This window comes from Sphingobium sp. (genome assembly GCF_032153725.1).
GTDB lineage: Bacteria > Pseudomonadota > Alphaproteobacteria > Sphingomonadales > Sphingomonadaceae > Sphingobium.
In genome coordinates this window covers 1-26525 of sequence record NZ_JALDYQ010000056.1, presented here as the reverse complement: position 1 = coordinate 26525, position 26525 = coordinate 1, and the positions used below count along the sequence as shown (strand labels likewise).

The 26525-nt window shown below is 61.6% G+C and carries 23 protein-coding genes; 5 read left to right on the top strand and 18 right to left on the bottom strand.

Going from position 1 to position 26525, the window contains the following annotated elements; genetic code table 11:
• Nucleotides 1-2: 2 nt before the first annotated feature.
• The gene (locus RUH75_RS16895) at nucleotides 3-1352 is read right to left on the bottom strand and encodes an MFS transporter (protein WP_313808168.1); all 1350 of its coding nucleotides are present in this window, start codon (nucleotides 1350-1352) and stop codon (nucleotides 3-5) included.
• Nucleotides 1353-1665: 313 nt separating this feature from the next.
• On the opposite strand from RUH75_RS16895, the gene RUH75_RS23710 reads away from it, so the two are divergent.
• The gene (locus RUH75_RS23710; RefSeq protein ID WP_409592387.1) at nucleotides 1666-2574 is read left to right on the top strand and encodes a LysR substrate-binding domain-containing protein; all 909 of its coding nucleotides are present in this window, start codon (nucleotides 1666-1668) and stop codon (nucleotides 2572-2574) included.
• Between the two features lie 99 nt (nucleotides 2575-2673).
• Here RUH75_RS23710 and RUH75_RS16885 read toward each other — a convergent pair whose 3' ends face one another.
• The 16 genes from RUH75_RS16885 to RUH75_RS16810 all read right to left on the bottom strand — a co-directional run bounded on the left by RUH75_RS16885 (nucleotide 2674) and on the right by RUH75_RS16810 (nucleotide 19315).
• Nucleotides 2674-3117, bottom strand: coding sequence for a flavin reductase family protein (locus tag RUH75_RS16885; RefSeq protein WP_313808164.1), 444 nt, complete (start codon nucleotides 3115-3117; stop codon nucleotides 2674-2676).
• Between the two features lie 74 nt (nucleotides 3118-3191).
• The gene (locus tag RUH75_RS16880) at nucleotides 3192-4436 is read right to left on the bottom strand and encodes a M24 family metallopeptidase (protein ID WP_313808162.1); all 1245 of its coding nucleotides are present in this window, start codon (nucleotides 4434-4436) and stop codon (nucleotides 3192-3194) included.
• 89 nt (nucleotides 4437-4525) lie between these two features.
• Nucleotides 4526-5245 carry a dienelactone hydrolase family protein gene (locus tag RUH75_RS16875; RefSeq protein WP_313808160.1) on the bottom strand — a complete coding sequence of 240 codons (720 nt, stop codon included), beginning with the start codon at nucleotides 5243-5245 and terminating at the stop codon, nucleotides 4526-4528.
• 15 nt (nucleotides 5246-5260) lie between these two features.
• Nucleotides 5261-6052: a crotonase/enoyl-CoA hydratase family protein gene (locus tag RUH75_RS16870; RefSeq protein ID WP_313808158.1), complete on the bottom strand. Its 792-nt coding sequence runs from the start codon at nucleotides 6050-6052 to the stop codon at nucleotides 5261-5263.
• A complete protein-coding gene (locus RUH75_RS16865) occupies nucleotides 6049-6519 on the bottom strand; it encodes a hypothetical protein (protein ID WP_313808155.1) in 471 nt (156 codons plus the stop codon). The genes RUH75_RS16870 and RUH75_RS16865 overlap by 4 nt, the downstream gene beginning before the upstream one ends.
• A 207-nt stretch (nucleotides 6520-6726) precedes the next feature.
• Nucleotides 6727-7947 (bottom strand): CaiB/BaiF CoA-transferase family protein, encoded by a 1221-nt coding sequence (locus tag RUH75_RS16860; RefSeq protein WP_313808152.1) that lies wholly within the window; start codon nucleotides 7945-7947, stop codon nucleotides 6727-6729.
• 38 nt (nucleotides 7948-7985) lie between these two features.
• On the bottom strand, nucleotides 7986-8462 hold the full coding sequence (locus tag RUH75_RS16855; RefSeq protein ID WP_313808150.1) for a (2Fe-2S)-binding protein: 477 nt from the start codon (nucleotides 8460-8462) through the stop codon (nucleotides 7986-7988).
• A gap of 4 nt (nucleotides 8463-8466) precedes the next feature.
• Nucleotides 8467-10773, bottom strand: a complete 2307-nt coding sequence (locus tag RUH75_RS16850; RefSeq protein WP_313808148.1) for a xanthine dehydrogenase family protein molybdopterin-binding subunit — start codon at nucleotides 10771-10773, stop codon at nucleotides 8467-8469.
• Nucleotides 10770-12341, bottom strand: coding sequence for an FAD binding domain-containing protein (locus tag RUH75_RS16845; protein WP_313808146.1), 1572 nt, complete (start codon nucleotides 12339-12341; stop codon nucleotides 10770-10772). Before RUH75_RS16845 ends, RUH75_RS16850 begins: the two co-directional genes overlap by 4 nt.
• The gene (locus RUH75_RS16840) at nucleotides 12338-13144 is read right to left on the bottom strand and encodes an alpha/beta fold hydrolase (RefSeq protein ID WP_313808144.1); all 807 of its coding nucleotides are present in this window, start codon (nucleotides 13142-13144) and stop codon (nucleotides 12338-12340) included. Before RUH75_RS16840 ends, RUH75_RS16845 begins: the two co-directional genes overlap by 4 nt.
• 291 nt (nucleotides 13145-13435) lie before the next feature.
• Nucleotides 13436-14656, bottom strand: coding sequence for an acyl-CoA dehydrogenase family protein (locus RUH75_RS16835; protein WP_313808142.1), 1221 nt, complete (start codon nucleotides 14654-14656; stop codon nucleotides 13436-13438).
• Between the two features lie 108 nt (nucleotides 14657-14764).
• Nucleotides 14765-15235, bottom strand: a complete 471-nt coding sequence (locus RUH75_RS16830; RefSeq protein WP_313808140.1) for a hypothetical protein — start codon at nucleotides 15233-15235, stop codon at nucleotides 14765-14767.
• A 252-nt stretch (nucleotides 15236-15487) separates the two neighbouring features.
• Nucleotides 15488-16756: a dihydrolipoamide acetyltransferase family protein gene (locus RUH75_RS16825; protein ID WP_313808136.1), complete on the bottom strand. Its 1269-nt coding sequence runs from the start codon at nucleotides 16754-16756 to the stop codon at nucleotides 15488-15490.
• Between the two features lie 3 nt (nucleotides 16757-16759).
• Nucleotides 16760-17764: an alpha-ketoacid dehydrogenase subunit beta gene (locus RUH75_RS16820; RefSeq protein WP_313808134.1), complete on the bottom strand. Its 1005-nt coding sequence runs from the start codon at nucleotides 17762-17764 to the stop codon at nucleotides 16760-16762.
• An 8-nt stretch (nucleotides 17765-17772) separates the two neighbouring features.
• On the bottom strand, nucleotides 17773-19029 hold the full coding sequence (locus tag RUH75_RS16815; RefSeq protein WP_313808132.1) for a thiamine pyrophosphate-dependent enzyme: 1257 nt from the start codon (nucleotides 19027-19029) through the stop codon (nucleotides 17773-17775).
• Nucleotide 19030: 1 nt separating this feature from the next.
• Nucleotides 19031-19315, bottom strand: coding sequence for a hypothetical protein (locus RUH75_RS16810; protein ID WP_313808130.1), 285 nt, complete (start codon nucleotides 19313-19315; stop codon nucleotides 19031-19033).
• A gap of 126 nt (nucleotides 19316-19441) precedes the next feature.
• On the opposite strand from RUH75_RS16810, the gene RUH75_RS16805 reads away from it, so the two are divergent.
• The gene (locus RUH75_RS16805) at nucleotides 19442-19906 is read left to right on the top strand and encodes an Lrp/AsnC family transcriptional regulator (RefSeq protein WP_313808128.1); all 465 of its coding nucleotides are present in this window, start codon (nucleotides 19442-19444) and stop codon (nucleotides 19904-19906) included.
• Between the two features lie 279 nt (nucleotides 19907-20185).
• Here the strand turns inward: RUH75_RS16805 and RUH75_RS16800 are convergent, their stop codons facing one another.
• Nucleotides 20186-22555 carry a TonB-dependent receptor gene (locus RUH75_RS16800; protein WP_409592388.1) on the bottom strand — a complete coding sequence of 790 codons (2370 nt, stop codon included), beginning with the start codon at nucleotides 22553-22555 and terminating at the stop codon, nucleotides 20186-20188.
• A 760-nt stretch (nucleotides 22556-23315) separates the two neighbouring features.
• On the opposite strand from RUH75_RS16800, the gene RUH75_RS16795 reads away from it, so the two are divergent.
• Genes RUH75_RS16795 through RUH75_RS16785 form a run of 3 tightly spaced genes read left to right on the top strand, consistent with a single transcriptional unit; the run spans nucleotide 23316 to nucleotide 26474 of the window.
• Entirely contained in the window at nucleotides 23316-24842 is a 1527-nt protein-coding gene (locus tag RUH75_RS16795; protein WP_313808124.1) for a hypothetical protein, read from the top strand.
• Entirely contained in the window at nucleotides 24836-25330 is a 495-nt protein-coding gene (locus RUH75_RS16790) for an SCO family protein (protein ID WP_313808122.1), read from the top strand. The genes RUH75_RS16795 and RUH75_RS16790 overlap by 7 nt, the downstream gene beginning before the upstream one ends.
• Before the next feature lie 19 nt (nucleotides 25331-25349).
• The gene (locus RUH75_RS16785) at nucleotides 25350-26474 is read left to right on the top strand and encodes an NAD(P)-dependent alcohol dehydrogenase (protein WP_313808120.1); all 1125 of its coding nucleotides are present in this window, start codon (nucleotides 25350-25352) and stop codon (nucleotides 26472-26474) included.
• Nucleotides 26475-26525 lie beyond the last annotated feature (51 nt).

The window sequence follows — 26525 nt, the reverse complement described above, 5'->3', positions numbered from 1 at the left end:
CCTCACGCGGGCAATGGCTTGCCACGCGTTTCCGGCAGGAAGGGCGCGGCAAACACCCCGATCAGGTACACAGAGGAGAGCGTCATGGCCGCCCAACCATAGCCGCCCAGGGCCGTGATCAGGCTCCCCGCCACGATCGGACCGACGAAGGCCAGGAAGCGCGGAGAATTGAAGACGAAGGCCATAGCCGTTGCGCGGATGCGAGTGGGATAGAGTTCCGGCAGCCAGACCGCCATCCATGTATATTGCCCGTTCGAGAAAATGGCATTGGCAAAGGCAAGCATGAGCAACCAGACCGGGTCATGCCTTCCAAAGAAGAGGAGCGGAGTAAAGGCCAGCGCACCGATGTAGAAGCCCAGTGTAACCGGCTTGCGGCCGAGCGCATCCGCGAGGAAACCCAAAGCGACATATCCCGTGATCGACCCCGCAGTGTAGGCCATACCGGCAAAGCTCGCCCAACTCGCCGCGTCATGGCCCCGGCTCGATGCGACGGCGCCCACAAATTGCGGAACCCAGGTCGAAACGCTCCAGAAGCCGACGGTCGTCGCAAGCGACATGAGGAGAACGAGGCATGTGGTCCTGAAGCTTTCCCTGTCGGAGAGCAGATCGACCAGCGTGAATCTGGCAAGCTGTCGTTCCGGGAAAGCAAGCTCGCCGCCTTCCGCCACCATGAGTTTCGCGTTCTCTCTGCGCTTCGCCATGGCTTTCCAGACTTCCGATTCTTCGACCGATCGCCTTATCCACAGGGTGAGAAGGGCCGGCACGACACCGAGAAGGTACATATATCGCCACGCCGAGGGCCCTGTCGGCGACAGGAAGAGCCATGCGAATGAAGCGATGAAGAAACCGACGCCCAGACCGCATTGCATAAGGCCCGCGCCTTTGCCCCGTGCACGGTCGGGCCAGATTTCCGCGACCATCGAACTGCCGATCGCCCATTCCGATCCGACCGTCATGCCGACAAGGAAACGCAGGATCGCGAAGGACCACCAGGAGAAAGCAAAGGCGGACAGGCCGGTCATGATCGAATAACCCAGAATGGCCGCCATCATCATCCGTTTCCGGCCGATATAGTCCGCGGCGATCCCGCCCAGAAGCCCGCCAATCCCCCATCCCAGCAAATTGATCGCCATGATCAGGCCGACGAAGAAGGAAAGTTGCGGCTGACTGGCGGCCGGCAGCAGTTGCTTCAAGGCCGGAGCGGCCGTGAGGATCAAAGCATAATTTTCAAATCCATCGAACAGCCAGCCCAGATTGGAGGCGAGCAGGACATTCCATTGCCGCCTGCTCAGCGTTCGATACCATGGCACAGCGGCATTTCCCGCAAGGGTCGACATGCGACCAGAATCCATTTTCATTCCCCCTTTCTGTCCACCGGCACAGGGTCAGGCTGTCCAGCCCCGCTCGATCAGACCAGGGTGATGGGCGGGCGCAGGATTCACAAACGCAACGAATTCAGGCAGTCATGAATGGTTTCGATCATGGCGTGGCCTCCTCAACGGCGGCCGACAGGACATCGAACCTTATTGGAGGAACGATCCCGAACAGGCGGAAATCGCCCGAATATGACATGATTGAGGCGATTTCAGGTTCCGCAAGGGCCGCAATCGTGCCAACGAGGCACCGGATGAACAGGATGTAGGGATCGTCTGAGTGAGCAATCCGATGCGGAATATCTTTCCCTCCATGACGGGGCTCCGCGCGTTTGAGGCCGCAGCGCGACATCGCAGCTTCACGCGCGCGGCCATCGAACTCAATCTGACCCAGAGCGCCGTCAGCCACCAGATCCGCAAGCTTGAAGAACTGCTGAACGTCAAGCTGTTCGACCGCATCGGAAACGAAATCCAGGTGACCGAGGCAGGGTCCGAAATCTACAATGTGGCGCGCGCTGCGATTGCCGAACTCCGCCTGGCAATGGATCGCGCGACACGCCAGAATAATGACGACGTCCTTACGATCGGGGCGCTCGGCACTTTTGCGATGAAATGCCTGATCCCTCACCTTAAGAATTTTACCGCATCGAACCCCGATATCCAGGTTCGCCTGAAAATCCTGCCGACATCGTCGGACGCGATCAGAAATGATTGCGATGTCGCGATGCTCTACGGCGTCGAGGGTGACTGGCCCGGTTATGAGGTGAACCGCATCACCACCGAAGAGCTTTTCCCGGTCTGCAGCCCCAGCCTGCTTGACGGTCCAATTCCGCTCAATGAACCCAAGGATCTGACGGGACATGTCATAATCAGGACCGTCTCTCCGCTGATCCTTCGCGATGACTGGCCTTTTTGGCTGCGGAGAGCGGGCATTTCGGATCTCAGCCTGACACGGGACCTCGCCTGCGACCTTCTGTTTCCTTCCTTCCAGCTCGCGATCGAAGGTTTGGGCGTCGCGCTGGGCCGCAGCGCGGTCGTTCGGGACGATATTATCAGTGGGAAACTTGTCGAGCCATTCTCGATCCGGCTTCAGACGTCTTTTGGATATCATCTGGTGTATCCCGCCAACAGGGCGGGATATTCGAAAGTGGCGAAATTCATCTCCTGGGCGCGCGACGAATTCTCGGAGCTGTTGAAATAGGCAAAAAAGGGCCGCATGCGGTTCAACACCGCCTGCGGCCATGGGAGCGGAATGATTTCTTTCCGATCGCGGCGCAGCAACGGCGCGAACGGGCCCCGATCAGTTCAGATCCGCAAAGCCGCCATATTTGCCGCAAAAGAACAGCAGCGGATCTGCGGCGCGAACGGCCTCCATTCCCAGCACTTCGCCCAGAACGAAGAAATGGTCGCCAGCATCATTGACCGAATGGATGCGGCATTCGATGCTTGCCAGGGCATTGGCGATGATCGGCAGCCCATGGCCCGAAACCGTATAGTCGATCCCTGCGAACCTGTCCTCGCCCTTGCCGGCGATCTGGCGGCACAGCGCGGTCTGATCCGCCGCCAATATGTTCGCGCAGAAATGCCCGGCCGCCTCGATCAGCGGCCATGTCCGCGACTTCCGATCGGGAAGGAAACCGACCAGCGGCGGATCGAGCGACACGGACGTGAACGTGCCGACCACCATGCCGATCGGCTCATGAGCCTCCGTCAGCGCGGTTATCACGCTGACGGCAGTAGGCACATGCCCAAGAATCCTCCGGAACTCCAGCGGATCTTTGAAATCGGCGGTTGCGGTTGAGACGGATTGCATCGGATCTACCCCACGAACCGCATATGATTGGGCAGTTCGTTGAGTTCCTCGCACCCGTCGGCCGTCACCAGCACATTGCCGCCGATATTGACCTGTTGGCGGCCGAATGCGGCATTGGGCTCAAGCTGGATCGACATGCCGGCCTCAAGAACGACATCAAGGCCGCTGCCGCCGAGCTGATCGACACGCCTGAACGCATCTTTCACGCTGGGATCGAGCCCTTCGGTCACGGGGCTGACCAGCGTAAGCGGGCTGACACTGTGCACATGAGGCGTGAGATGCCAGGCGCCGGCGCGCAGAAGCGGTTCCTGCATGGCGTCCGCGACTTCGCCGAACCTCACGCCCGCCCGGATCGTGGCAAGGCCAGCCTCATAGGATTCGCGCGCAACCCTGGATGCGCGATGGAAAGGCTCGGCGACTTCGCCCACGGCGATGCACATCTGCGCTTGCCCTTCGATGCCGCCGACCACCGCCATGATCTCCGACATCACGACGTCGCCCTGCTGGATGACGCGCGGCTTTTGCGCGCGGTAGAGCCATCGCGGCGCGTCCCAGCTCAGATTGTCGGTGCCGGAATGGATGAACAGGTCATGGGCCGGCGTTGCGCAATGGCGATAATAGACGCTCATCATCGCGGCATAGATTTCGCTCTCGCTCACCCCGGGCCGGGTCGTTTCGAGCATGGCTTCACAGGCCTTTTCGCATACGTCCGACACATAGCGGTAGAGCGCGATTTCCTCCTCGCTCTTCGTCAGCCAGATAGCGGCGAAATCGTCCCACAGTTCGACGAAGGTCGCATCGGGCAGCGCATCCTTCAGGCTCGTCCACAGGCCGTGCGGCGTCCATCCGACCGGAGCGAGATTCGGCCCGCCCAGGGCAGCGATGGTGCCGATCCGTGCGCCGGTCAGCCCACGTTCCTTGAGCACCTCGACGATCAGGGCGCCGCGCGGACCAAAACGCATGTCTTCGATCCAGTCGCCTTCGCCCCAGTCACGGGCCTGCAACCAGGAACCGGCAACGGACGCACCGCGATGGAAGGCGACCGGCTCGCTGTCGAGCGGGAAGACAACGGTACAGCCGGGCAGGGAATTGGTGAAATACTGGTCCGCCGGATAGCGGTGCGACGCAGGCGGCACCAACAGGCATTCGACGCCATTTTTGCGCATCATGTCGCGCAGCAGGCCCCAACGGCGATCCCTTTCCCTGCTGGTGAGGACGGGCGGATCGGGAACAAAGGAAGTCGTTGTCATAAGGCCTCAAAGCATCTTGCTGGTTTGGTGATCGTCACGACATGGGCCACCGCCGCCGCGCACATGGAGAACGGGCGGCGGAAGCGGACTCAGGCCGTGGCAGGAGCCTGTTCCAGATGCCGATCGAAAAACTCGATCGACAGCGCGAGGGCCTTGTCGGCCTCCGGCTTGCTATAGGTCAACCCGCCATGCCGGGCGAAGGCATGATCCGCTCCGGGATATTGATGGATTTCGACCAGCGGAAGGGGCGAAAGCTTGCGCATCAGCAGTTCGTTCACCTCGGCCTGCACCCACCGGTCCTTCATCGCCATATGAAGCATGAACGGCCGATGCAGATTGCCGGCTTCGCGGATATTATGCTCGATATAGGTGCCGTAATAAGCGACCGCGCAATCGATTTCGGTACGGCAGCACATCATATAGCACAGCTTGCCACCCAGGCAGTAGCCGACCGCGCCGACCTTGCCGTTCGATTCCGGAAGCGTCTTCAGATAGGCCTCGACATCCTCCATGTCTTCGACGCCCAGATCATAGTCGAAACCATAATAGAGATCGAAAGCCTTTTCGACGTCCTGAGGATCACGATCCGAAAGCTCGACGCCCGCTTCCTGCCTCCAGAACAGGTCGGGCACCAGACAGATATAACCGGCCTCGGCAAATTCCTTGGCGTGATACCGCATGGTGTCGTTGACGCCCCAGATTTCCATGATCGCGATCACCGAACCGGCGGGGGTCTTGTCGGGATAGGCGATATAGGCGCCCATTTCGCCACCGTTCCGCATCGGAACCTTCACATATTCGGTCCGCATTGACTTGTCCCTCTATCAGTTCTTGCTGGTGCCCAGACGGCCGACGGCGGCATCGATCCGGTCCCTGTGGTCTTTCGTCGCATGCGCCAGCGCCTGGAAGGAGGCCGAAAGCTCCAGCACGGTTTCCAGCCGGGCGTGCTGCGCTTCGCGAAGGAGGCGCTTCGACATTCTAAGCACATGCGTCGGATTTTTCGCGATACGCTGGGCAAGGTCGAGCGCCCGGGCCATCAATTCCTCGTCAGGCACCACTTGCGACACAAGGCCGCATTGCAGAGCGGCCGCGGCATCGATGACATCGCCGGTGAACGTCATCTCGGCGGCCTTCGAAGGACCGACCAGGCGTTGCAGCAGGAACGCGCCCCCATCCCCCGGTATGATGCCGAGCGTGACGAAACTCTCCGCGAATTTCGCCCTCTCGCCCGCTATGCGGATATCGCACATGCAGGCCAGATCGAGTCCCGCCCCGATCGCGGGTCCATTCACCGCCGCGATGACCGGCACTTCGAGATTGTAGAGGGCCAGCGGAATCCGATGGATTCCCTCCTTATAATGATAACGGTCCTCGATCGGCTCGATCTCAGGATCGAAAACCCGATCGCGCATCAGTTTGATGTCGCCGCCCGCGCAAAAGGCGCGACCCGCGCCAGTCCAGATGACGGCGCGGATGGACCTGTCCCCCGAAATGCGGCGGCACACATCCTCGATCGCGCCGTATTGGGCGTCGGACCCCAGCGCGTTCCGGGCTTCGGGGGCGTTCATGGTCACGACGGCAACGGCGTCGCGAATCTCAATATTGATGAAGCTCATTGTTCCTCTTTGGTCCATCGCCACATTTCGAGGTTTACATTCTTCCTGTAGTCCGCCTGCATTTCAGGGGTCAGGACTTCGAGCAGCATGCGGTTTTCGACCCACACTTCGATGACATCGAAGAAATCGCCCCGCGAGCAGCGCAATGCGCGCCAACCGGCCCGCTCCGCGATCGCCAGCACCTCCTCCACCGTCTTCGACGTCATCGTCGCGACATGAAAGGCCACATATTGCGACGGGCTCTCGTCAGGACGTGGCCAGGCGGGGTCATCCCCCTCCCCCGGCGCCATCGTCTGCTCACGCGGATAGACTTCCATCGTCGTCCCGCGCTCGTCCCCGGCTATCGCCACATAGGCGCCCGGCCAGGGCGGAAAACGAAAGGCTTCCGCCTTCCCGCCCCAGATCTGCGCAATCGCCTCGGCCACCTTCTGCGGATCGGTCGCGGGGATCGAATTATGAAAAATCATGGCCGCTTCCCAACATCCTCTCAACTTATCCGCCAAGCGCCGGCAAGGACACGCTTCGCTCAAAAAGACCCCGCGCCAAGGCATGATCTCCTACAAACAACAATTATGGACGCCGCCCCGCCATCCACAAGCGATAAAATCCGCAACAGTCATGAACAGAACTAATGATGGCTTAGGAACGCCCCCCGGAGGAAGATAGGCGAAGTTTCAGACAATGCCCGCCGCACGCAGCTTTTCGAGCTGATCGGCGTCCAGGCCAAGCCTGTCTTTCAGCACCCGCTCGGTATCGCCGCCGAGCACTGGCGGCGCGGTGCGATAGTCCACGGGCGTCCTGGAAAGCCTGAGCGGGTTGGCGACGCTGGGCGCGGAACCCGCTGCCGCATGGGGAAGGTCGACCTTGAGGCCCCGCGCAATGATCTGGGGGTCCTGGAAGACCTGCTCCAGATCGTTGATCGGCCCGCAAGGCACCCCGACCTGTTCAAGCAGCGCGACCCATTCCGCCGTCTTGCGCTGCCGGGTGAGTTCGTCCAGCCGGGGGACAAGCACCGCCCGATTCTCCACGCGCCCGCGATTGGTCGCATAGCGTTGATCGCTGGCCAGCGATGCATCGCCCAAGGCGGTGCACAGGCGCGCGAATTGCTCGTCATTGCCGACGGCGATGACCATATGGCCGTCACTGGTGGCGAAGTCCTGATAGGGCACGATATTGGGATGGGAATTGCCCAGCGCCACCGGCGCGGTTCCGCCGACAAGATAATTCATCGCCTGATTGGCAAGACAGGCCACGTGGACATCCAGCAGCGCGACATCGATATGCTGGCCTTTGCCGGTGTGCTCTCGATCGGCAAGCGCGGCGAGAATACCGACCGCGCCATAGAGGCCGGTCAGGATATCGGTCAGCGCGACCCCGACTTTCTGAGGCCCGCTTCCCGGCTCGCCGTCCTTGCGTCCGGTGATGCTCATCAGCCCGCCCATGGCCTGGATGAGGAAATCATAGCCGGCGCGCGGCGCATAAGGCCCGGTCTGCCCAAAACCCGTGATCGAGCAATAGATCAGCCGCGGATTGATCTCCGCCAGAGCCTCATAATCTAGGCCATATTTCTTCAGGCCGCCGACCTTGAAATTTTCGATCAGAATGTCGCAATCGGCCACCAGTTGCCGGATCAGTTCCTGCCCCTGGGGTTGCGTGAAATCAATCGTCACCGAACCTTTGTTGCGGTTGGCGCAGAGAAAATAGGCGGCATCGCCCTGCTGCCCATCCTCCGTCTCCAGAAAGGGGGGACCCCAGCCACGCGTATCGTCACCCGCCCCCGGCCGCTCGACCTTGATGATCTCGGCGCCCAGATCGCCAAGCAATTGCGCGCACCAGGGACCGGCCAGGATACGGGAAAGGTCAAGCACCCGAAGGTGCGAAAGCGAACCGCTCATCGATTATTTCCAAACAAGCTGAGTGTGAGGCGCTGCAATCATGCCGCCGCGGTGGCGATCTTCTTCGCCGCGTCCTTCACCGCCTTCAATATTTCCGGATAGGTCGCGCAGCGGCAGAGATTGCCCGAAAGATAGCTTCGAATCTCTTCGTCATCCGGATTGGGATGGTCGCGCAGAAGATGCTTCGTCATCATGACGAAGCCCGGTGTGCAGAAGCCGCACTGGAAGGCGCCCTGATCGATGAAGGCCTGTTGCACCGGGTCGAGCTGACCATCGGCATCGAGGGACTCGACCGTCTCGACCGTCGCGCCGTCCAGTTTCAGCGCGAGCGTCAGGCACCCCGAAAGCGGCTTGCCGTCCACCCGGATCGTGCAGCAACCACAAAGGCCCTGCCCGCAACTTTCCCGCGCGCCGAAAAGATCGAAGCGGCGCAGCACATCGACGGCGTTTTCATGCGAGCCGACGGTTACGCTGACCGGCCGGGCGTTGAGGGTGAAGGCAATATCCTTGCTCATATCTCTAGTCCTTCAGGGGATTGCCGGCCGCGTCGCGGATGGCGCGCAGCACCTTTTCCGGCGTCAGCGGCAGCTCGAACAGGCGCACGCCGACGGCATCCTCGATTGCATTGGCGATCGACGGGGAAATGCCGAAGGTCGAACTTTCCCCGACCCCCTTCGCGCCGAAGGGCGCGTTGCTCTGCTCCGCTTCGATGATGTGATTTTCCATGACGACGGGAATATCGTGGATGCCCGGAATCTTGTAATCGGAGAAGGACGCGTTCGTGACCTGTCCTGCCTCGAAATTCATTTCCTCCGACAAGGTGAAGCCAAGCTGCATGGTCGCAGCGCCGGAAATCTGCGTTTCGACGATGCGCGGGTTGAGCGGCTTGCCGCAATCGACCGCATTGATCATGCGCGCGATTCGCAAATGCCCGGTCCGGGTGTCAACCTCCACCTCGACCGCGGTCGCGCCGATCATCCAATAGGGCGTGACGAGCGGGGACTGACCATCGGCATCGGCCGGAGCATAATCGGGGATGAAGGTCCCCGTGCCAATGATCGTGCCGGCCTGCATGCCGTAATGCGCCTTGAAAACGGCGACGCGCGAAAAACCGGCTTGCGGATCGATGCCCGCCTCGCGCGCCATGGCCCAGAGCTTGGCGCGCGCATCCTCGGCGGCCAGCTTCACGGCGTTGCCCGTATGGTAGGTGGAACGGGAACCCAGTGTCGCCATGTCATAGGGGGTCGCATCGGTGTCAGGATGGACGACATTCACCTCCTGCGTCCTGATGCCGAGCACCTCCGCCACGATCTGCGCCATGGCGGTGTCGGACCCCTGCCCCATATCCACGGTGGAGATCGACAGCGATACGCTGCCGTCCGCCGCAATGGTCACCATCGCAACCGATGTGGTGGGCGAAATCGACGCCTTGAACCCGATTGCAATGCCACGCCCGCGTTTCACAGGACCAGTGCCGCGATCGAACGGTTCGGTCCAGCCGATCCGCTCCGCCACCAGTTCCAGCGTTTCGTGAATGGCGCTGTCCTGCATGATGGTGCCCGTCGCCTGGGGCCGTCCATCGCGCAGCAGGTTGCGCCGCCGGAATTCCAGCGGGTCTTGCCCCAATGCACGGGCTATGAGGTCGGCCTGGCTTTCATAGGCCCAGACCAGCTGGGGAATGCCGAAGCCGCGCAGCGCGCCCGCCGGGGGCCGGTTGGTATAGAGCGCATAGGATTCGATCTCGACATTATCGATGTCATAGGGACCGGGCGCCGTGAAGCCGGATTTCTGCGTGACGCGTGGGCCGATATCGGCATAGGCGCCGCCGTTCCAGTATATCTGGCAGCGCCGCCCGGTGATCCGGCCTTCGCCGTCCACCGCCGTCTTGATCCGGAAGGTCGTCGGATGCTTGGTGATGGTGTAGAACTGCTCTTCCATCGTCAGCGACAGTTTCACCGGTGCACGGGCGATCAGAGCCGCGCAGGCGACCAACGCCTCCAACTTGATGTATAGCTTCGCGCCGAAACCCCCGCCCAGATGCGGCACCTTCACCTGTACCCGGTTTTCCGGCCAGCCCAGCAGCCGCGCGATCTCCAGCCGCACGAAGGAGGGGCTTTGCGAGGCGGTATGGATGATGAGCCGGTCATCATCGGGAACCGCCATGGAAACCATGGGTTCAAGCGGCACATGCATGGTCGCCTGCGTGCGGAACTCATGCTCGAACACGCGATCCGCACCGGCAAACGCCGCCTCCACGTCGCCCCGGCGCAGATGATAATCCAGCGCGATATTCGTGTCGCGTTTGCCGTTCAGATGCTTGAGGTCCGGGAAAGTGCCGGCTGGCTTCAGTTCCTCATGCACGATCGCCGAGGACGTCATGGCCTCGATCTCGTCATAGACGGGTTCGAGCAGATCATATTCCGCGACGATCATATTCGCCGCATCCGCCGCCACATAGGGATCGTCCGCCAGCACCACCGCCACGGGCTCCCCGACATAGCGTACCTTTTCGAGCGCGAGCACGGGCTGGTCGTGAAAGGCGGGTCCGTAATAGGGATTGGGCACCAGCTCACGGATATCCTCGCCGGTCAGCACCCAATGGACGCCGGGCAAGGCCAGTGCCTCGGACACGTCGATCGACCGGATGCGGCCGTGCGCCACCGTGCTGCGGAACACCTTGGCATGCAACATGCGCGGCACCGTCATATTGTGGACATAGGCCGCGCGGCCGGTGACCTTTCGCCGCGCCTCCAGCCGTGGCGGTGACGTCCCGACCTGCGGCCCGGCCACAGGCCCCTGAGCCTGGGGATAGTCAATCTTCTTCATGCGACTACTCCCTCTTCGATGAACGCTTCAAGCGCCCGGCCCAATTCGACTTCGATAAGAACCTTCTTATAAGCGGCGGTTCCCTGGACATCGCTGACGGTATCGACCGCTTCGGCGGCGAGTTCGCCCGCCTTGCGGCACAGGTCGGCGGAAAGTTCCTTGCCCCGGATCAAGGCTTCCACATCCGCAAGGCGCGTGACCTTCTCAGTTGCGGCCGACACGACGACGCGCGAGTCCCGAACGGTGCCTCCTTCCAGCCGCGCCGACACCGCCACGCCCAATGCAGGCCAGTCATCATAGGTCCGCACGGTCATCTTGCGATAAACGCTCTGCCAGCTTGCCTGCGAGGGAATGTGGACATGGGCGATGATTTCGCCCTGAACCAGTAGCGTCTGATAATAGCCGACATAAAGCTCTTCGAGCGGCAGCAGGCGCGTTCCGCCCGGACCGGCGATTTCGGCTTCCGCCCTCAGACAAGCGAGGATAGGGGGCAGATCCATATGCGGATCGCCATGGGCAAGGCAGCCGCCGACCCGTGCCGCGTTACGCACGCGCACATTCGACAGGCGGGGAATGGCATGGGTGATCACCGGCGCGATCGCCCGGACATCCGCATTCTCGCCCAGTTCGGCAAGACGCGTAAGACCACCGATCTTGAGGCCGCCGTTCCCAGTCCGCGCGACGCCGCCCAATTCACTTTCAAGACCAGACAGATCGACAAGCCGCGTAGGTTTGAACACGCCGCTCTTCATCATCAGCATCAGGGCCGTTCCACCGGAAAATGGGCGAACGGTCGGATCATCGCCGGACAGCAGCCCTATGGCGTCCGCCACGGAGCTGGGACGGACGAGATCGAAGTCGAGCGTCGTCCTGGCAGCCCCTCCCCGATTCACAGTCCCGACCGCTACCGCCGGACCGGCCGCGTCCGCCGGAGGGTCGACATGCGCTTCCGAAGCCTGACCGCCTTGCCAATCCGGGAGATCGGGGTTCAGCCGCGCGGCGATCGTCCTGGCGAGGCGAGCGAGCCACAGGCGCAGAACGCCCTGTCGTGACCGTACAGGCCTGGTTCCCGCCGGCTTGGGCTTGGTCGTTGGAGCAGCCGCATTGGAGGCGGGCGCTTCGTCAATGAAGGCAGCACTTGCCTTGCGAACAAAGCCCTGCTCCATTTCCCGGGCCTTGGACTTCATGACCGGCTGCCCGAGGCTCCCGAGCTTTCCGGTCAGGGCGACTTCCATCTCATAGACGATATCCGTCTCGCGGCCGCCCTCGGCATCGACCAGATTGGCGACGGCCATCGTCGTCAGCCGGCCCACCGTACCCAGCGGCGTTCCTTCCAGCTGCGCGACGACACGTTCGGGCGCGGTACGCTCCAGCAGTGCCACGGCCATGTCGAAGCGAAACTTGATATAGGCGATCCTGGTTTCGAGCGTCGCGGTGTAATGGTCCGCGTCGATCTCCTTGAGATCGCTCACCCCCTCCAGGCAGGACACGAAGAATTGGGGATCGTTGAGTCGCGCGAACACTTCGTCGCGCGGTGCAGCTATCCGGAAGCGGCCCTCGAATTTCACGCCTCAACCTTTCGCGCCAGCGTCAACAGTCGGTCCGCGATCAGGTCTGGACATTCGAGCGGCGTCAGGTGACGCGCGCCCGCTATGATCTCCAGCGTCGATCCCCCGATCAGGCCATGCATCTGCTCGGCCATCGGAGGCGGGGTGGCATAATCCTCATCGCCCACCAAAATCATGGTGGGCACGCGGATGGCGGGAAGTTGATCGATCAGATCGGCCGCACCCAACATCCTGCAGGTTTCGCCATAGGCATTGAGATCATTGGCGCAGAAAATCTCCACGCATTCGGCGACAAGGCCAGGATTGGCGGCGCGGAAGCCGTCGCTGAACCAGCGCGTCTCCTGAAAGGCCGTCAGCGAGGCCAGACCTTCATCGCGCGCCTTCTGGGCACGGCCTTCCCATGCTTCGGGCGCGCCAGCCCCGTAGGACGCCGTCGTGTCGATCAGGCCCAGGGCGGAAACCCGGGCGGGATGCCGGGCAGCGAAGGCGAGCGTGACCGTGCCGCCCATCGATGCGCCCGCGCAGATCGCACGATCCCAGCCCGCCGCGTCGAAAACCGTGGCGAGATCATCGCCAAACATTTCCACTGTATACGGCCCCGCCGGCTTGTCGGAGGCGCCATGGCCGCGACAATCCCAGCTCAGCACGGTGGCGTGGTCGCCGAGGGCGTCGATCAGCCGCGTCCAGAAACTTCCGGTCATCGCCAGCGAATGGGTCAACGCCAGGCGAAGCGGACCTGATCCGTGGATGGAATAATGGAGCTTCACGCCATCCGCGGCCACGGCTGTTTTTTCGATTGTCATCGCTCTCTCAGAGCCTCTTGCTACCTTGGAATAATTCAACGAAATTCCTGCCACTCATGCCGTTGCCGAAGAAGCGAATTGAATTCGCGTCGTCATGAAGGAAACTAATGAACCCGCCGATCAGCCTTTTCGGATAAGGCCACTTACGTCCGTGCGATCGACAGATACAGACATGGCTTTCCGGACGCCAACGCGCCCGGACGAAGCCATCTCAATCCCTGCCTTGCCCCGTCCGGCCGACCGCCCCTGGCGCGCCAAGGGTTTGTAAGGCCCGCCGGAACGCGCCCGCGATCAATAAGCGCCAGCGGGCGGCAACCCAAATCGTTCCTGACCGTACATCTGGTAGATCGCATCGGTGTCGAGCGTGACATGGCGCACGCCGACCGACAGATCGCGCCAGAAACGCTGGAACATCGACCGGGAGGCGAAGGAAGAGGCTCCAGCGCCTTCCGCCAATATATTGATCGCCTCAAATGCCTGGCGTGCGGCAAAGCCGATATTGCGGCGAACGCGAACCCGCTCTTCGACGCTGACCGCGCCCCCTGCGGCGACCCTCGTCTCGAACGGTTCGACGCTCGAGAGCAGAAGGGCAACCGCAGCGTCGATTCGGGCCGACGCATCTGCAACCCGCATCTGCACCGCCGGGGTTGCGCCAGCCGTCACGGACGCACCGGCGCTGAGCGAAGTCTTGACCTTCGACTTCATCGCCTCGGTGAAGGCGTCGAGCGCGCCCTGCGCCATGCCCAGCACCGGCCCGAGAAGCACCACGCCGCTCAGCGTCGCGAAATTGTAGCGCGCCACTTCATTGCCCGGAATCTCGCGACCGGGGGTTGCGTCCGCGGCAACCTGCGCGAGTTTGACGCGGCGATTTTCCGGAACGAACAATGGCTCCTTGCGCAGCAGGGTCTTGCTGCCCGTTCCCTGCATGCCGGCCATGTCCCAGCTGTCCTGATCGATGTGAAGCTCAGCCATCGGAACGATGAACCATTGGGTTTCCGGATTTTCGCCCTCGACGTCGGCAATGGCGGAGGATACGATGGCCCAGTCGCAATTGTCGCTGTTGCTGGCCCAGGGCCAGGCGCCCCAGATTTCATATCCGCCATCGACCTTACGCCCCTTGCCGACGGGAATACCGGAAATGGCGACCATGGTGGTGGGATCGTCGCCCCAGATGTCGCGCTGCACCTCTTCGGGCCAGTAGGAAGCGAACCACGCGTTGCTGTTCGCGACCATCGCGCACCAGGATGTGCTGGGGCAGGCCCGCGCCATTTCGTAGCACACCTTGAACACGGCGCTCGGGCCATGGCCAAAGCCGCCAAAGCCCCTGGGCTGGCTGACCCGGTTGAGGCCGGCGTCCTTTACAAGCCGCGTCAATTCCTCGGATACGCGTCCGTCGCGCTCGGTCTGGCTGGTGCGCTCTGCCAATGCCGGCGCCAGTTCGCGCGCGCGCTCGACCAGTTCCTCGACCGACAGTGAGCTGTCATCGGCGCATTTCAGAGCCTCAATGGCCATTACATATCCTTTCCAAGCAGCTGTCGCGCATTGCGGTTCGACCAGCCAAATTTCCACACCCACCCATGCAGGGTTCGAACGCGGTCCGCTTCAGGGACCACCACCCCTTCAGGACGCTTCTTTGGTCCATCGCCACATTTCGAGGTTTACATTCTTCCTGTAGTCCGCCTGCATTTCAGGGGTCAGGACTTCGAGCAGCATGCGGTTTTCGACCCACACTTCGATGACATCGAAGAAATCGCCCCGCGAGCAGCGCAATGCGCGCCAACCGGCCCGCTCCGCGATCGCCAGCACCTCCTCCACCGTCTTCGACGTCATCGTCGCGACATGAAAGGCCACATATTGCGACGGGCTCTCGTCAGGACGTGGCCAGGCGGGGTCATCCCCCTCCCCCGGCGCCATCGTCTGCTCACGCGGATAGACTTCCATCGTCGTCCCGCGCTCGTCCCCGGCTATCGCCACATAGGCGCCCGGCCAGGGCGGAAAACGAAAGGCTTCCGCCTTCCCGCCCCAGATCTGCGCAATCGCCTCGGCCACCTTCTGCGGATCGGTCGCGGGGATCGAATTATGAAAAATCATGGCCGCTTCCCAACATCCCTCTCAACTTTTCCAGCGACGCACCGGCAAGGGCACGCTTCGCTCAAAAGAACCCACGCCAGTGCGCCGTCCTCTTCGTTGATCGGTTATGTGTTCCCCGCAAATGATGCGCAAACGATAAAAATTGGCGCGTTCATGAACGGAGATAATGACGTCCGGCCAGGACTCATGCGGGCTGTGGACCGCTTCCCATCCTTTCGGGTTCGCGGTCCACAGCCCTGCCGAAAGCGGCTCTCAATTGTCGATGAACAGGAGCGCAGGCGTTTCCAGAAGCGCCTTCACGCGCTGGATGAAGGAGGCCGCGTCCCAGCCGTCGACCACGCGGTGATCGAAGGAGGAGGAAAGATTCATGACCTTCGCCACCTCGATACGTCCTTCGCGCACGACCGGCCTTTCGACCAGTTTGTTGACGCCGATGATGGCGACCTCCGGACTGTTGATGACGGGGGTGGTGGCCAGCCCGCCCATCGCGCCCAAGCTGGTGATGGTGATCGTGGACCCGGAAAGGTCGGAGGGCGAAGCCCGGCCGCTGCGCGCCAGCGTCGACAGGCGCGTGAGTTCGCCCGCGACGTTCCAAAGGTCCCGCTTCGCCGCGTCGCGCAGCACCGTCACCACCAATCCCTGCGGAGTCTGCGTCGCGATGCCGGCGTGGACCCTGGCATGGCGGCGTACGATCCCGGCAGAGTCGTCATACAGCGCATTGAGTTGCGGAAATTCCGGCAGAACCTTTGTCAACGCACGGATCAGCAGGGGCAGCAGGGTAAGTTTGGGAAGCCCCTCGCCACGCGTCGCGTTGAGCATCGCGCGCAGGGCCTCCAGCTGCGTCACATCCACCTCCTCGATATAGGAGAAGTGCGGAATGCGCCGCTTCGTGTCCTGCATGCGCTCGGCGATCCGCCGCCGCAGCCCGATCACGGGGACTTCATCGACATCATCCTCCGGCACAAAGGACTGTGGCCGGACCTTTTCGGCAAGGGGAGCCAGCGCGACCTGCCTGGAGGGTGGCGAGGATGGAATATCCTGCGTCCCGTCCTTCTTCAGAAAAGACTCCAGATCGCACTGACGCACCCGGCCTTGTGGGCCAGTGCCCGTCACCTGAAGCAAATCGACGCCCAGCTGATCGGCGCGCTTGCGCACTGCGGGCGAAGCCAGCACACGGGCTTTGGCGGTTTCCAACGCAATGTTCTGCGAGCCGACCGAAGCCGTTTCAACTGTCGCAAGAGCCGGCAGGGATAGGGCATCATTCTCCCCGTCACCTTCTTCCGTCACCTCAAATTGCAGGATGACGCCGCCGACCGGCAACATTTCGCCGGGCGCCCCCGTCCGCTCGACCACCTTGCCGCCGAAGGGCGCGGTCACTTCCACCGTCGCCTTGTCGGTCATCACGTCGCACAGCGGCTGATCTTCCTCGACCTGATCGCCGATATTGACGTGCCAGGCAACCAGTTCCGCTTCGGCGGTCCCTTCGCCGATATCGGGAAGTTTGAACGATTTATAGGCCATGATTCAACGCTCCACCGCGCGCCGCAGCGCCGCGCTTACCCGGGCCGGACCCGGGAAATAATCCCATTCGAAAGCGTGCGGATAGGGCGTGTCCCATCCCGCGACCCGCTCGACGGGCGCTTCGAGCGCGTAAAAGCAATGCTGCTGGACAAGCGCGGCGAGTTCCGCGCCGAAGCCGCAGGTGAGCGTGGCTTCGTGGATCACCACGCAACAGCCCGTCTTTTCCACCGATTCCCTGATGGTGTCGAGGTCGAGCGGAACAAGGGTGCGCAGGTCGATGACTTCGGCATCGATGCCGCTATCCTCGGCCGCGGCCAGGGCGACATGCACCATCGTGCCGTAGGCGAGGATAGTGACGGCCGCGCCCTCGCGCACCACCGCGGCCTTGCCGAGCGGAACGGTATAATGGCCTTCGGGCACTTCCCCGGCCGGGTGTTGCGACCATGGCTTGACCGGGCGGTCGTGATGCCCGTCGAACGGACCATTGTACAAGCGCTTGGGCTCGAAGAAGAGCACGGGATCGTCATCTTCGATCGCCGCGATCAGCAGCCCCTTGGCATCAACGGGGTTCGAAGGGATCACCGTCTTGAGTCCGGCGACATGGGTGAAGATGCCTTCGGGCGACTGGCTGTGCGTCTGCCCCCCGAAGATGCCGCCGCCATAGGGCGCGCGCACGGTGATCGGGGACCACCATTCGCCTGCCGTGCGATAACGCATCCGCGCCGCTTCCGAGATCAGCTGATCCGCTCCCGGATAGATATAGTCGGCAAACTGGATCTCCACGACAGGCCGCATGCCATAGGCGCCCATGCCGACCGCCATGGCGACGATACCACCCTCGGCGATCGGCGCATCGAACACGCGCTGAAGCCCGTGCCGTTCCTGCAATTTGTCGGTCGCCCGGAACACGCCGCCGAAATATCCGACATCCTGACCGAAGATCAGAACCTTGGGATCACGGGCAAGGCAGGTATCCATGGCATTGTTGATCGCCTGGATCATATTCATGCGCGGCATTAATTCCCCTCCAGCATCTGCGCGCGCTGAAGCACCAGGTGCGGCGGCATGTCCTTGTAAACATCATCGAACATCGATGCCCGGTCGAGCTGCGGGCTTTGTCCCAGCGTGCCGAGCGCCTCCGATGCCCTGCCTTCCTCACGCACATGCGCTGCCAGTTCTTCGGCCAGCGCGGCATGACGGTCGGCATCCCATTCGCCCAATGTGGTTAAATGCCGGGCCAGGCGCTCGATGGGATCGCCCAAAGGCCACGCGTCCTTTTCCCCAGCGGCGCGATAACGGGTCGGATCGTCGCTGGTGGAATGGCCGTCGGCGCGATAGGTGAAGAGTTCGATCACCGTCGCCCCCAGATTGGCGCGCGCGCGCTCCGCCGCCCAACGGGTGACGGCATAGACCGCGAGGAAGTCATTGCCATCGACACGCAGCGCCGGAAGACCATAGGCCAGTCCGCGCGCGGCAAAGGTCGTGGCCTCGCCACCGGCGAAGCCCATGAACGAACTGATGGCCCACTGATTGTTGACGATGTTCAGGATCGTGGGAGCGCGATAGACCGAGGCGAATGTCAGCGCATAATGGAAATCGCCTTCGGCTGTGGCCCCATCGCCGATCCAGGCGGCGGAAATGCGCGTATCGGCGCTGGCGGCGGACGCCATCGCCCAGCCCACGGCCTGACTATATTGCGTCCCCAGATTGCCGGAGATCGAAAAGAACCTTGCCTTGCGGCTCGAATAGAAGACCGGCATCTGGCGGCCTTTGAGCAGGTCGCCGCTGTTCGAATAGACCTGATTCATCATCTCCCGCAGCGGCCATTCCCGTGCGACCAGCAAGCCCTGCTGACGATAGGTCGGAAAGCACATGTCATCCCGGTCGAGCGCCATCGCCGCCGCCACCGCCACCGCCTCCTCGCCGGTGGATTTCATGTAGAAGCTGCTTTTCCCCTGCCGCTGGACGCGAACCATCCGCTCGTCATAAGCGCGGGTGAGCATCATCGCCCGCAAGCCGCGGCGCAGCGTATCCGCGTCCACCATTGGATTCCAGGGGCCGACAGCCTGCCCCTCATCATCAAGAACGCGGATCAGACCGAAGGCCAGATCGCGAATGTCGCCTGGCTGGACATCAATCCCGGGCCGCGGACATGCCCCGGCGGCGGGGATGCGCATCGTCGAGAAATCCGGCGCGATGCCTGGCCGAGAGGTGGGTTCGGGAATATGGAGGGAGAGCGGCGAACGCTGCGGATCCGGGTCGGCAAGGGACATGTTACCCCTCCCCCACCAGGCTGGCGCGTTCGACCTGAACCAGGGACCGGATCTTTTCCAGCAGGATTCTGGCCGTGCGATCATCGTCGAGCACGACCTCCAGGTCGATCAGAAGATAGTCCCCCGATTTGCGGCAACAAATCTGCTCGGGCACGATCTCGCGCTGGGCATACAGACCGGCAATCCGCAGCAGGACCTGCGGGTCCTGCACCGCACGAATTGCGAAGAGAAAGGGCACCGGCCGGAAAACCGGCTCAGTCAGACGCGTAGCTGCAAGGGAAACCATCCTCATCCTCTCAAAAGACCGCAGAAATTATCCCCGATGGACCGGGGAAAATCCTGTTCTATCTTTTGCGAAACCAGGATATATTGAGGAAAATTTGTCCTCATATAGCCAATGGATGGGAAATTCATGCCCAACGAACTCGATGCGACAGATCGAAGAATCCTTCAACTCATGCAAAAGGATGCCACCCTCACCATTGCGGAAATAGCCGAGCAGGCCGGGCTTTCGCACTCCCCCTGCTGGCGGCGAATTCAGCGCCTGCGGGAACTGGGCGTCATCGTGGGGCAGGTCACGCTACTTGATCGTCAGAAGATCGGCCTTAACGCCCAATTGTTCGCGCTCGTTCGCCTCAACGCGAAAGGTCGCGAGAATATTGAGGAATTCTCCACGGCGATCCAGCAATTTCCTGAAGTGCTCGATTGCTATGTGACTCTTGGGGCTACCGATTTCATCCTGCGGATCGTCGCCAACGATATCAACGCCTATGAGCGGTTCTTTTTCGAAAAGCTCAGCCGTGTTCCAGGCATTCAGGAAATAAATTCCATGGTCGCTCTTTCGGAGATCAAATCGACTACTGCTCTTCCACTGTGAGATGGTGCAGCAGGAACGTGGACGATCCTCGTCCAGAAGCGGGATCTGAATCCGAAATAACCACTATGTCGGAACACTGTCACCCACTTCCGAGTGGAAATGGGCGACAGGCCCGCGCCATGCCGGTTTTCTTCTACTCCCGCAGGCACTGTCCGGTCGGCTGGAGAGATAGCCGCCGTTTGGAGCGGCCTTGTCCCGATTGCATGGGACAGGCCGCTCCAAATCCATGTTTCATATCGTTTCCCGAAACAGATGCTTCATCCACGTCGGAAGCGCGCTTCAGAACCGGTAACCGATCGTCATGCCGTAGGTACGGGGCATGCCGTAGGATTCGTCGCTACAGCCGCAATTGGCGACATTGTTGAACCCGATCATGCCGTAACGCTTGTCCGTCACATTGTTGATATAGGCGGTGAGGCTGAGGCCCGTGGGCTCCTGTCTCCAGTTCATGCTGAGATTGGCCAGCGTTCTTCCCTTGAACCAATCCGAGTTGAAGTTGCGGATATTGTGGTAGAAGCCTGACGCATAATTACCCTGGGCGTTGAAGGACAGACGCCCGCCAGCAACATCGCCGGGAACCTCATAATTGAGCGAGGCGCTGACCTGCGTGCGGGGCGAGTAGGTCGGCCGCACCGTCCGGAAGACGTCCGGCGCGATTTCGAAGTTCTTGATCGTGCCATGGGTATAGGATGCACCGGCCGTGGCCCGAAGGCCCTCGAAGATCTGGACGCCCGCATCCAGTTCAAACCCGTAGACCTTGCTGTCGACATTCTGCACGAAGCCGGACGCATTCGCGAAACGGAACGCCTGATAATCCTTATAGTCGTAGTAAAATCCCGAAGCGTTCAGCGAGAAGAAGCGATCGCCATATTTGAATCCGCCTTCGTAGTTGAGCAGAACTTCCGGCTTGTAGCTCAGCTGATCCGTGGTGACGTTGGAACCAATGCCCGGCGCGTTATAGCTTCCGCCCTTCACGCCGCGATTGATGCCGGCATAGATCAGCAGCTTCTCCACCGGCCGATATTCCAGCTGTGCCTTGGCAGCCCACAGGGTGGACGTCCGGCGGTCGGAATAAGGCGCGCCATAGGGGAAGAGCAGAGTATCGGTATCGATGCCGTAATCGTCCGTGTTCAGGTAGATGTTCCGGCTCAGTTCGTCTTCCTGATGCTCCCGGATGACACGGCCGCCCAGAATGAGCGTCCACTTGTCGGCCAGACCAACTTCCGTCTGACCGAAGACGGAGAAGGACTGGGTATGAAGATTGGTGTGCGGCACGATATCTATGCCCTGCGACGCGTCACCCACGACAAGCAGCGACAGAAACGATCCGCTCGGTCCCAGCAGGGCCTGGATCGCATCCGCCTTGATGTCGAGGAAATAGGCGCCGGTGGTCCAGCGGAACCCGGCATCCCCGCCGCTTGCCCTCAGTTCCTGCGAGAAGATCTTGGTGTCGGCCCGAGCGCCGAACGCGAAGACGTTGGTTGCGCCGCCATCGGCATCCATCAGCAACTGCTTCTTGTGCCGCTGATAGGCCGTGATCGATGCGATATCGACGCTGCCCAGCGTGTAATCGACATGGGCCGACGCGGTCCAGACCGAAACACGGTTGAGGTCGCTCCGGGCGAAGTCCGACGACAATTCGAGATTCTTGGGGTCCAGGGGAACATAGCCGAACCAGGTGGCGCCCGGTGCGCGCGTCGCGCCCGACAGGCCGGTTCCGTCAACCGGGAAGGTGTAATTGCCCCCGTCCGGCCCGATCGCGATGCGCGTTTCGGTGGGCGAAACCCGGTCGGACTGGATCAGGCGTCCCTGATCGTCATAGGTTCCGATCGTGGCGACGGAGGTGTAAGGGCCGGTCGACAGATGCTGGCGGGCGCCAGACGCGCTCAACCGTATCTTGAGATCATCGCTCGGCTCCAGCAGAAGCTGGGCACGGCCGGCATAGGTCTTGCCGCCGCCTTCATTCTGGCAACAGGGCTGCGGACGATCATCGGGACCGGCAAAATTCTGCGGCGCGCCCGTAACGACGCCCTCGGGATACCGGTTCTTCCAATAGTTGTCGATGCGGTTATAGTAGCCGGAAACGCGGAACGCCGCGGTCGAAGACAGCGGGACGTTCAGCGCACCCTCCGCCTTGACCTCATTGAACCGGGCATAGCTCAGGTTGACGAAGCCGCCCAGCGCGTCGGTATTGGGCTTGGCGATGACGGTGTGGACGAGCCCGCCTGTTGCGTTGCGCCCGAACAGAGTGCCCTGCGGCCCCTTCAGTATCTCGACGCGATCGATGTCGAACAGGGCAAGGGTCTGTCCTTGCTGGGTGGAAACATAGACATCATCGATATACACGGCCACGGGTGCTTCGACCGCGTCGCTGAAGTCAGACTGCGTCACGCCGCGGACGGTGAACTGCTGCGTCTGGCCGCCGATGCTGCCCGACACGAAGACGCCAGGCGTGAGCTGGGCAATGTCCGAACTCTTGGAAAGCCCCATTTTCGTAAGGGCATCTCCGCTGAATGCGGCAATGGCAATGCCTACGTCCTGCGAGGACTGTTCGCGCCGCTGCGCCGTCACGACAATATCGGTGGACGATGCAGAAGCGTCGTTATCGGAGCTTCCAGTCTGTGCCCAGGCCGAACCGCTCGCAACCATCATCGCCAGTGCAGCGGCGCAAGTCCCCCTATGCAGCCGGGCGGCAAATCCCCGATTTGCCAATGCATGCGCACGGGCATGAACGCTCTTCATGTCATCCTCCCTAATCATTATTTCATTTTCCGGGGTCCAGCCATGTGTGACCCTTGATACAAAACAAAAGCAGCGACATTTTAGGAATGCTGGTGACATGGGCAAATGAAAAGGGGTGATTGACCCATTACAGAGATTCATGCCCTTCTCGGGAGGCGATGCTCCACCACCCGCAGCAAAACCCGGCTCAGCACGCTATAGGGCTTCGCCCGAATCCGTCATTTTGCCCTTTCTGCGCTGGCAAGGCCGCAAAAGCGCGGCATGACAACCGCCATTTTCATTGGGCGGGCGTCTGCGGTCCAAAGGGGAGCCTCCGCATAATGACACGGCCCCGCCAAGACGCAGGAGCAGCGCAAACGCAGGATCGGGAGGAGGTTCGGAACGCTTGAGCGGCATGATGGACACCGGAATTGCCAAGCCGAGGATGGCGAAGTGCGCGCCCGCCCCCCGCCACCGGTCATCGGAACTGATCCATTTCCACGCAAAGCCGGAAGGGATGCGACGGATTGAGATCGGCACTTCTTCCGCCATATGAAACATCGGTCCTCTTCCACGACGCTAAACCATATTGACATATTTTGTTCAATATGATTGTTTCAAGTCCAATTCCTGCTTGTCATCGCAGATCGATCGAAGGCAGGGAATTCCCGAGAGTGAGAGGTGCGCGATGGGCGTTTCGACATTAACCGCAATCGACGTCAGCTGGGTCGAGCAGACCCCTGAACTGGACGATTTGCAAACTGGAGCGATCCGCCGCATCGCCAACCTGTCACGGCAATTGACCGGCGACTGGTCCGGCATGATGGGCCGCGACATCGTGCTGGCGGAGGATTTCAGCGCGCTTCGTTTCCAGCTGAGCTATATGGGCTACGCCTTGGCGCTCGCCCATGTCCATCGGCTGCCCGCGGCACCCGGCGTTTTCAAACAACCCTTTGAAAATATCATCAGCCAGGTGATGCATCCGGACGCCTGGTTGTACTGGAGCCATGTCAGCACCGGCATGGGGCCTTTCAACAAAGATCTGGGACCGTTGAAACAGGAGTTCGATCCGGTCGCCAAGGACAACATCATGTACAGCGCTTATCTGCAATCGCTGGCATTGATGTACCATTATCTTTTCCGTGACGATAAATATGCGCGGGAAGGATCGCTGCGCCTGCGGATCAACAGCACTTATTGGCACGAGGGCGGCTTTACCTTCGATTATGACGAGAAGTCGCTCAATTCGCTGATCTACTGGCAGATGGCCGAGCAGGGCTTTCTGGGCGTCGCCTGCGAACCGGGCTGCGTGTTCCAGATCTGCAACCAGCCGAACATCATCGGCTTCCGCATGCACGACATGATCTACGGCGGCAATCTGGCCGGAGAAGCGCGGGACGGCTATATCAAGGCCTGGGAAGAATTCGGCATGCTGGACGATGCCGGCAATTTCAAGACCGTTGTCCTGCTGAACAGCCGCACCCCCATCACCCTGCCCCATCCCCAGATGAATTTCTGGCTGATGACCCTGCTGCACAGCTGGTATCCCGATATCGTCGATACGCAATATCCGCTGTTGATGGAGCGCATCCTGCTCGACGGTCCCAACGGCACCAAATGGATCAAGCCGGTTCCTCATGTGGAAAGCGTGGACGGGGCCGAGCCTCTGCTGCCCGTCATCGACATTGCCTGGGCAGCCTGCGCTGCATCCGAGGTGGGCGACACCGAAACGCTGGATGGCCTGCTGGGCTATGCGGATCTGAAACTTAATTCTGCATGGCAGGACGGCGGCTATTATTACAAGCGCCGCGACGCCAATTATGACGAAAATGGTTATTTCATCGGCATGGATGCGGCGGCCGGCAATGCCTTGCTCCATTATGCCCGGCTCAACGTGAAGGACGGACTGAAGAAGCTGTTCGACGGCCCTCTGGACGATGCCCATTTCGAACAGCCCGCGCTCATCGGCCTGCCGGACGATCTCGACATCCGCCGCGCCATTTTCGATCCGCAGCGCAATGCGCTGGCCCTGACCTTGGGCGCGCTTCCGGCAGGGCGCAGGATTCGCCTGGACATTCGCGCGCCTGAAGGATCGGCATTGCCCATCGTCATCAAGGACGGCATCGAACTGGAAGGTGGCATCGCAAGAACCGACGCAGGCCTGTCGATCGAGCTGGACCATCACGACCGTTCGACGCTGGTGTTCCAATGGTAGCCGGAGCGCCCGTCGCGCGCTTCTCGCTTGTCGATCATCGCGGAGGGCAGGTCAGCGAGGCAGATTATGCCGGCTCCTATCTGCTGGTCTATTTCGGCTTCACCCATTGCAAGGTCGTCTGCCCGCGATCGCTGGCCAAGCTGTCAGCCGTGCTCGACGGTCTGGAGGAAAAGGCGGCGGCCATCACGGCGCTCTATGTCACGGTCGATCCGGAACGCGACACGCCGGAAGTGATGCGGACTTATCTGGAGGCCAATCATCCCCGCTTCACGGGCCTGACCGGTTCGCCCGAACAGATCGACCGCGCCAAGAAGGCGTTCCGCGTCTTTGCCGAGCGCAAGGCCGATCCCGACGATCCCGACGGCTATGTCGTGCCACATAGCGCCATTGCCTATCTGATGGCGCCTGATGGCGCCTATCTCGATCATTTCACGGACAGCCTGGACCCGGAAGAGGTCACGGCCCGGATCGCCGCCGCGATCCGATAAAGGATGAGGATTGGAACTAATGGTTGATATCAACGCCGCCGTCGTGCGCGAACAGGGCGGAGCATTCCGGATCGAACCACTGGTCCTGGAGGAGCCACGCACCGGCGAAGTGCTGGTGCGGATCGCCGGGGTCGGCGTGTGCCATACCGACATCGTCGTGCGGGACCAATATTTCCCGACCCCGCTTCCCGCCGTGCTGGGTCATGAAGGCGCGGGCGTGGTGGAACGCGTGGGTCCGGGCGTGACGAAGGTGGCGCCCGGCGATCATGTCGTGCTGAGCTACGCCAGCTGCGGCCAATGCTCGAACTGCCAGCGCGGCCTCTACGGCTATTGCCCGGACCTTTACGGCCGCAATTTCACAGGGACGCGGCCCGACGGCAGTTCGCCCTGCTGCGACGCGCATGGCGGGAAGGTCAGCAGCTTCTTCTTCGCGCAAAGCTCCTTCGCCGATCTCGCGCTGGCGACGGAACGCAATGTCGTCAAAATCCCCAAGGATGTGCCGGTGGAATTGATGGGGCCGCTTGGCTGCGGCGTGCAGACCGGCGCGGGAGCGGTCATCAACGCGCTGAAACCCGGCGCGGGCAGCAGCATCGCCATCTTCGGGGCGGGGTCGGTCGGGCTGTCGGCGGCCATGGCGGCTCGGGTCGCGGGCTGCGCGCGCATCATCATGGTGGATCTCAATCGGGCCCGGCTCGATCTCGCGTTGGAACTCGGCGCAACCGATGTCGTGGACGCCGGCGCGGAAGATCCGGTGACGGCGATCCAGGCGCTGACCGGCGGAGAGGGCGTGCAATATTCGCTCGAATGCACCGGCTTGCCCAAGGTCGCGCGCCAGGCCGTGGACTGCCTGCGGCTGACCGGCACGTGCGGCGTGATCGGGGTCGCGCCGCTGGGCACCGAATTTGCCCTCGATATGAACGGCATCCTGTTCGGGCGAACAGTGCGCGGCATCATCGAAGGCGACAGCATCCCGGACATCTTCATCCCTCAGTTGGTCGAGCTGTGGCGTCAGGGGCGCTTCCCTTTCGACAGGCTGGTGCGCTTCTATCCGCTTACCGAAATCGAGGAGGCCGTGCACGCGTCCGAAAAGGGCGAGGTGCTGAAGGCCATTCTGCTCCCCGACCCTTCGATCCGAAAATCCTGAGCGATGCATAGTCTGATAGGCAATTTGGTTCCTCACGCCTCTTCTTGCTGG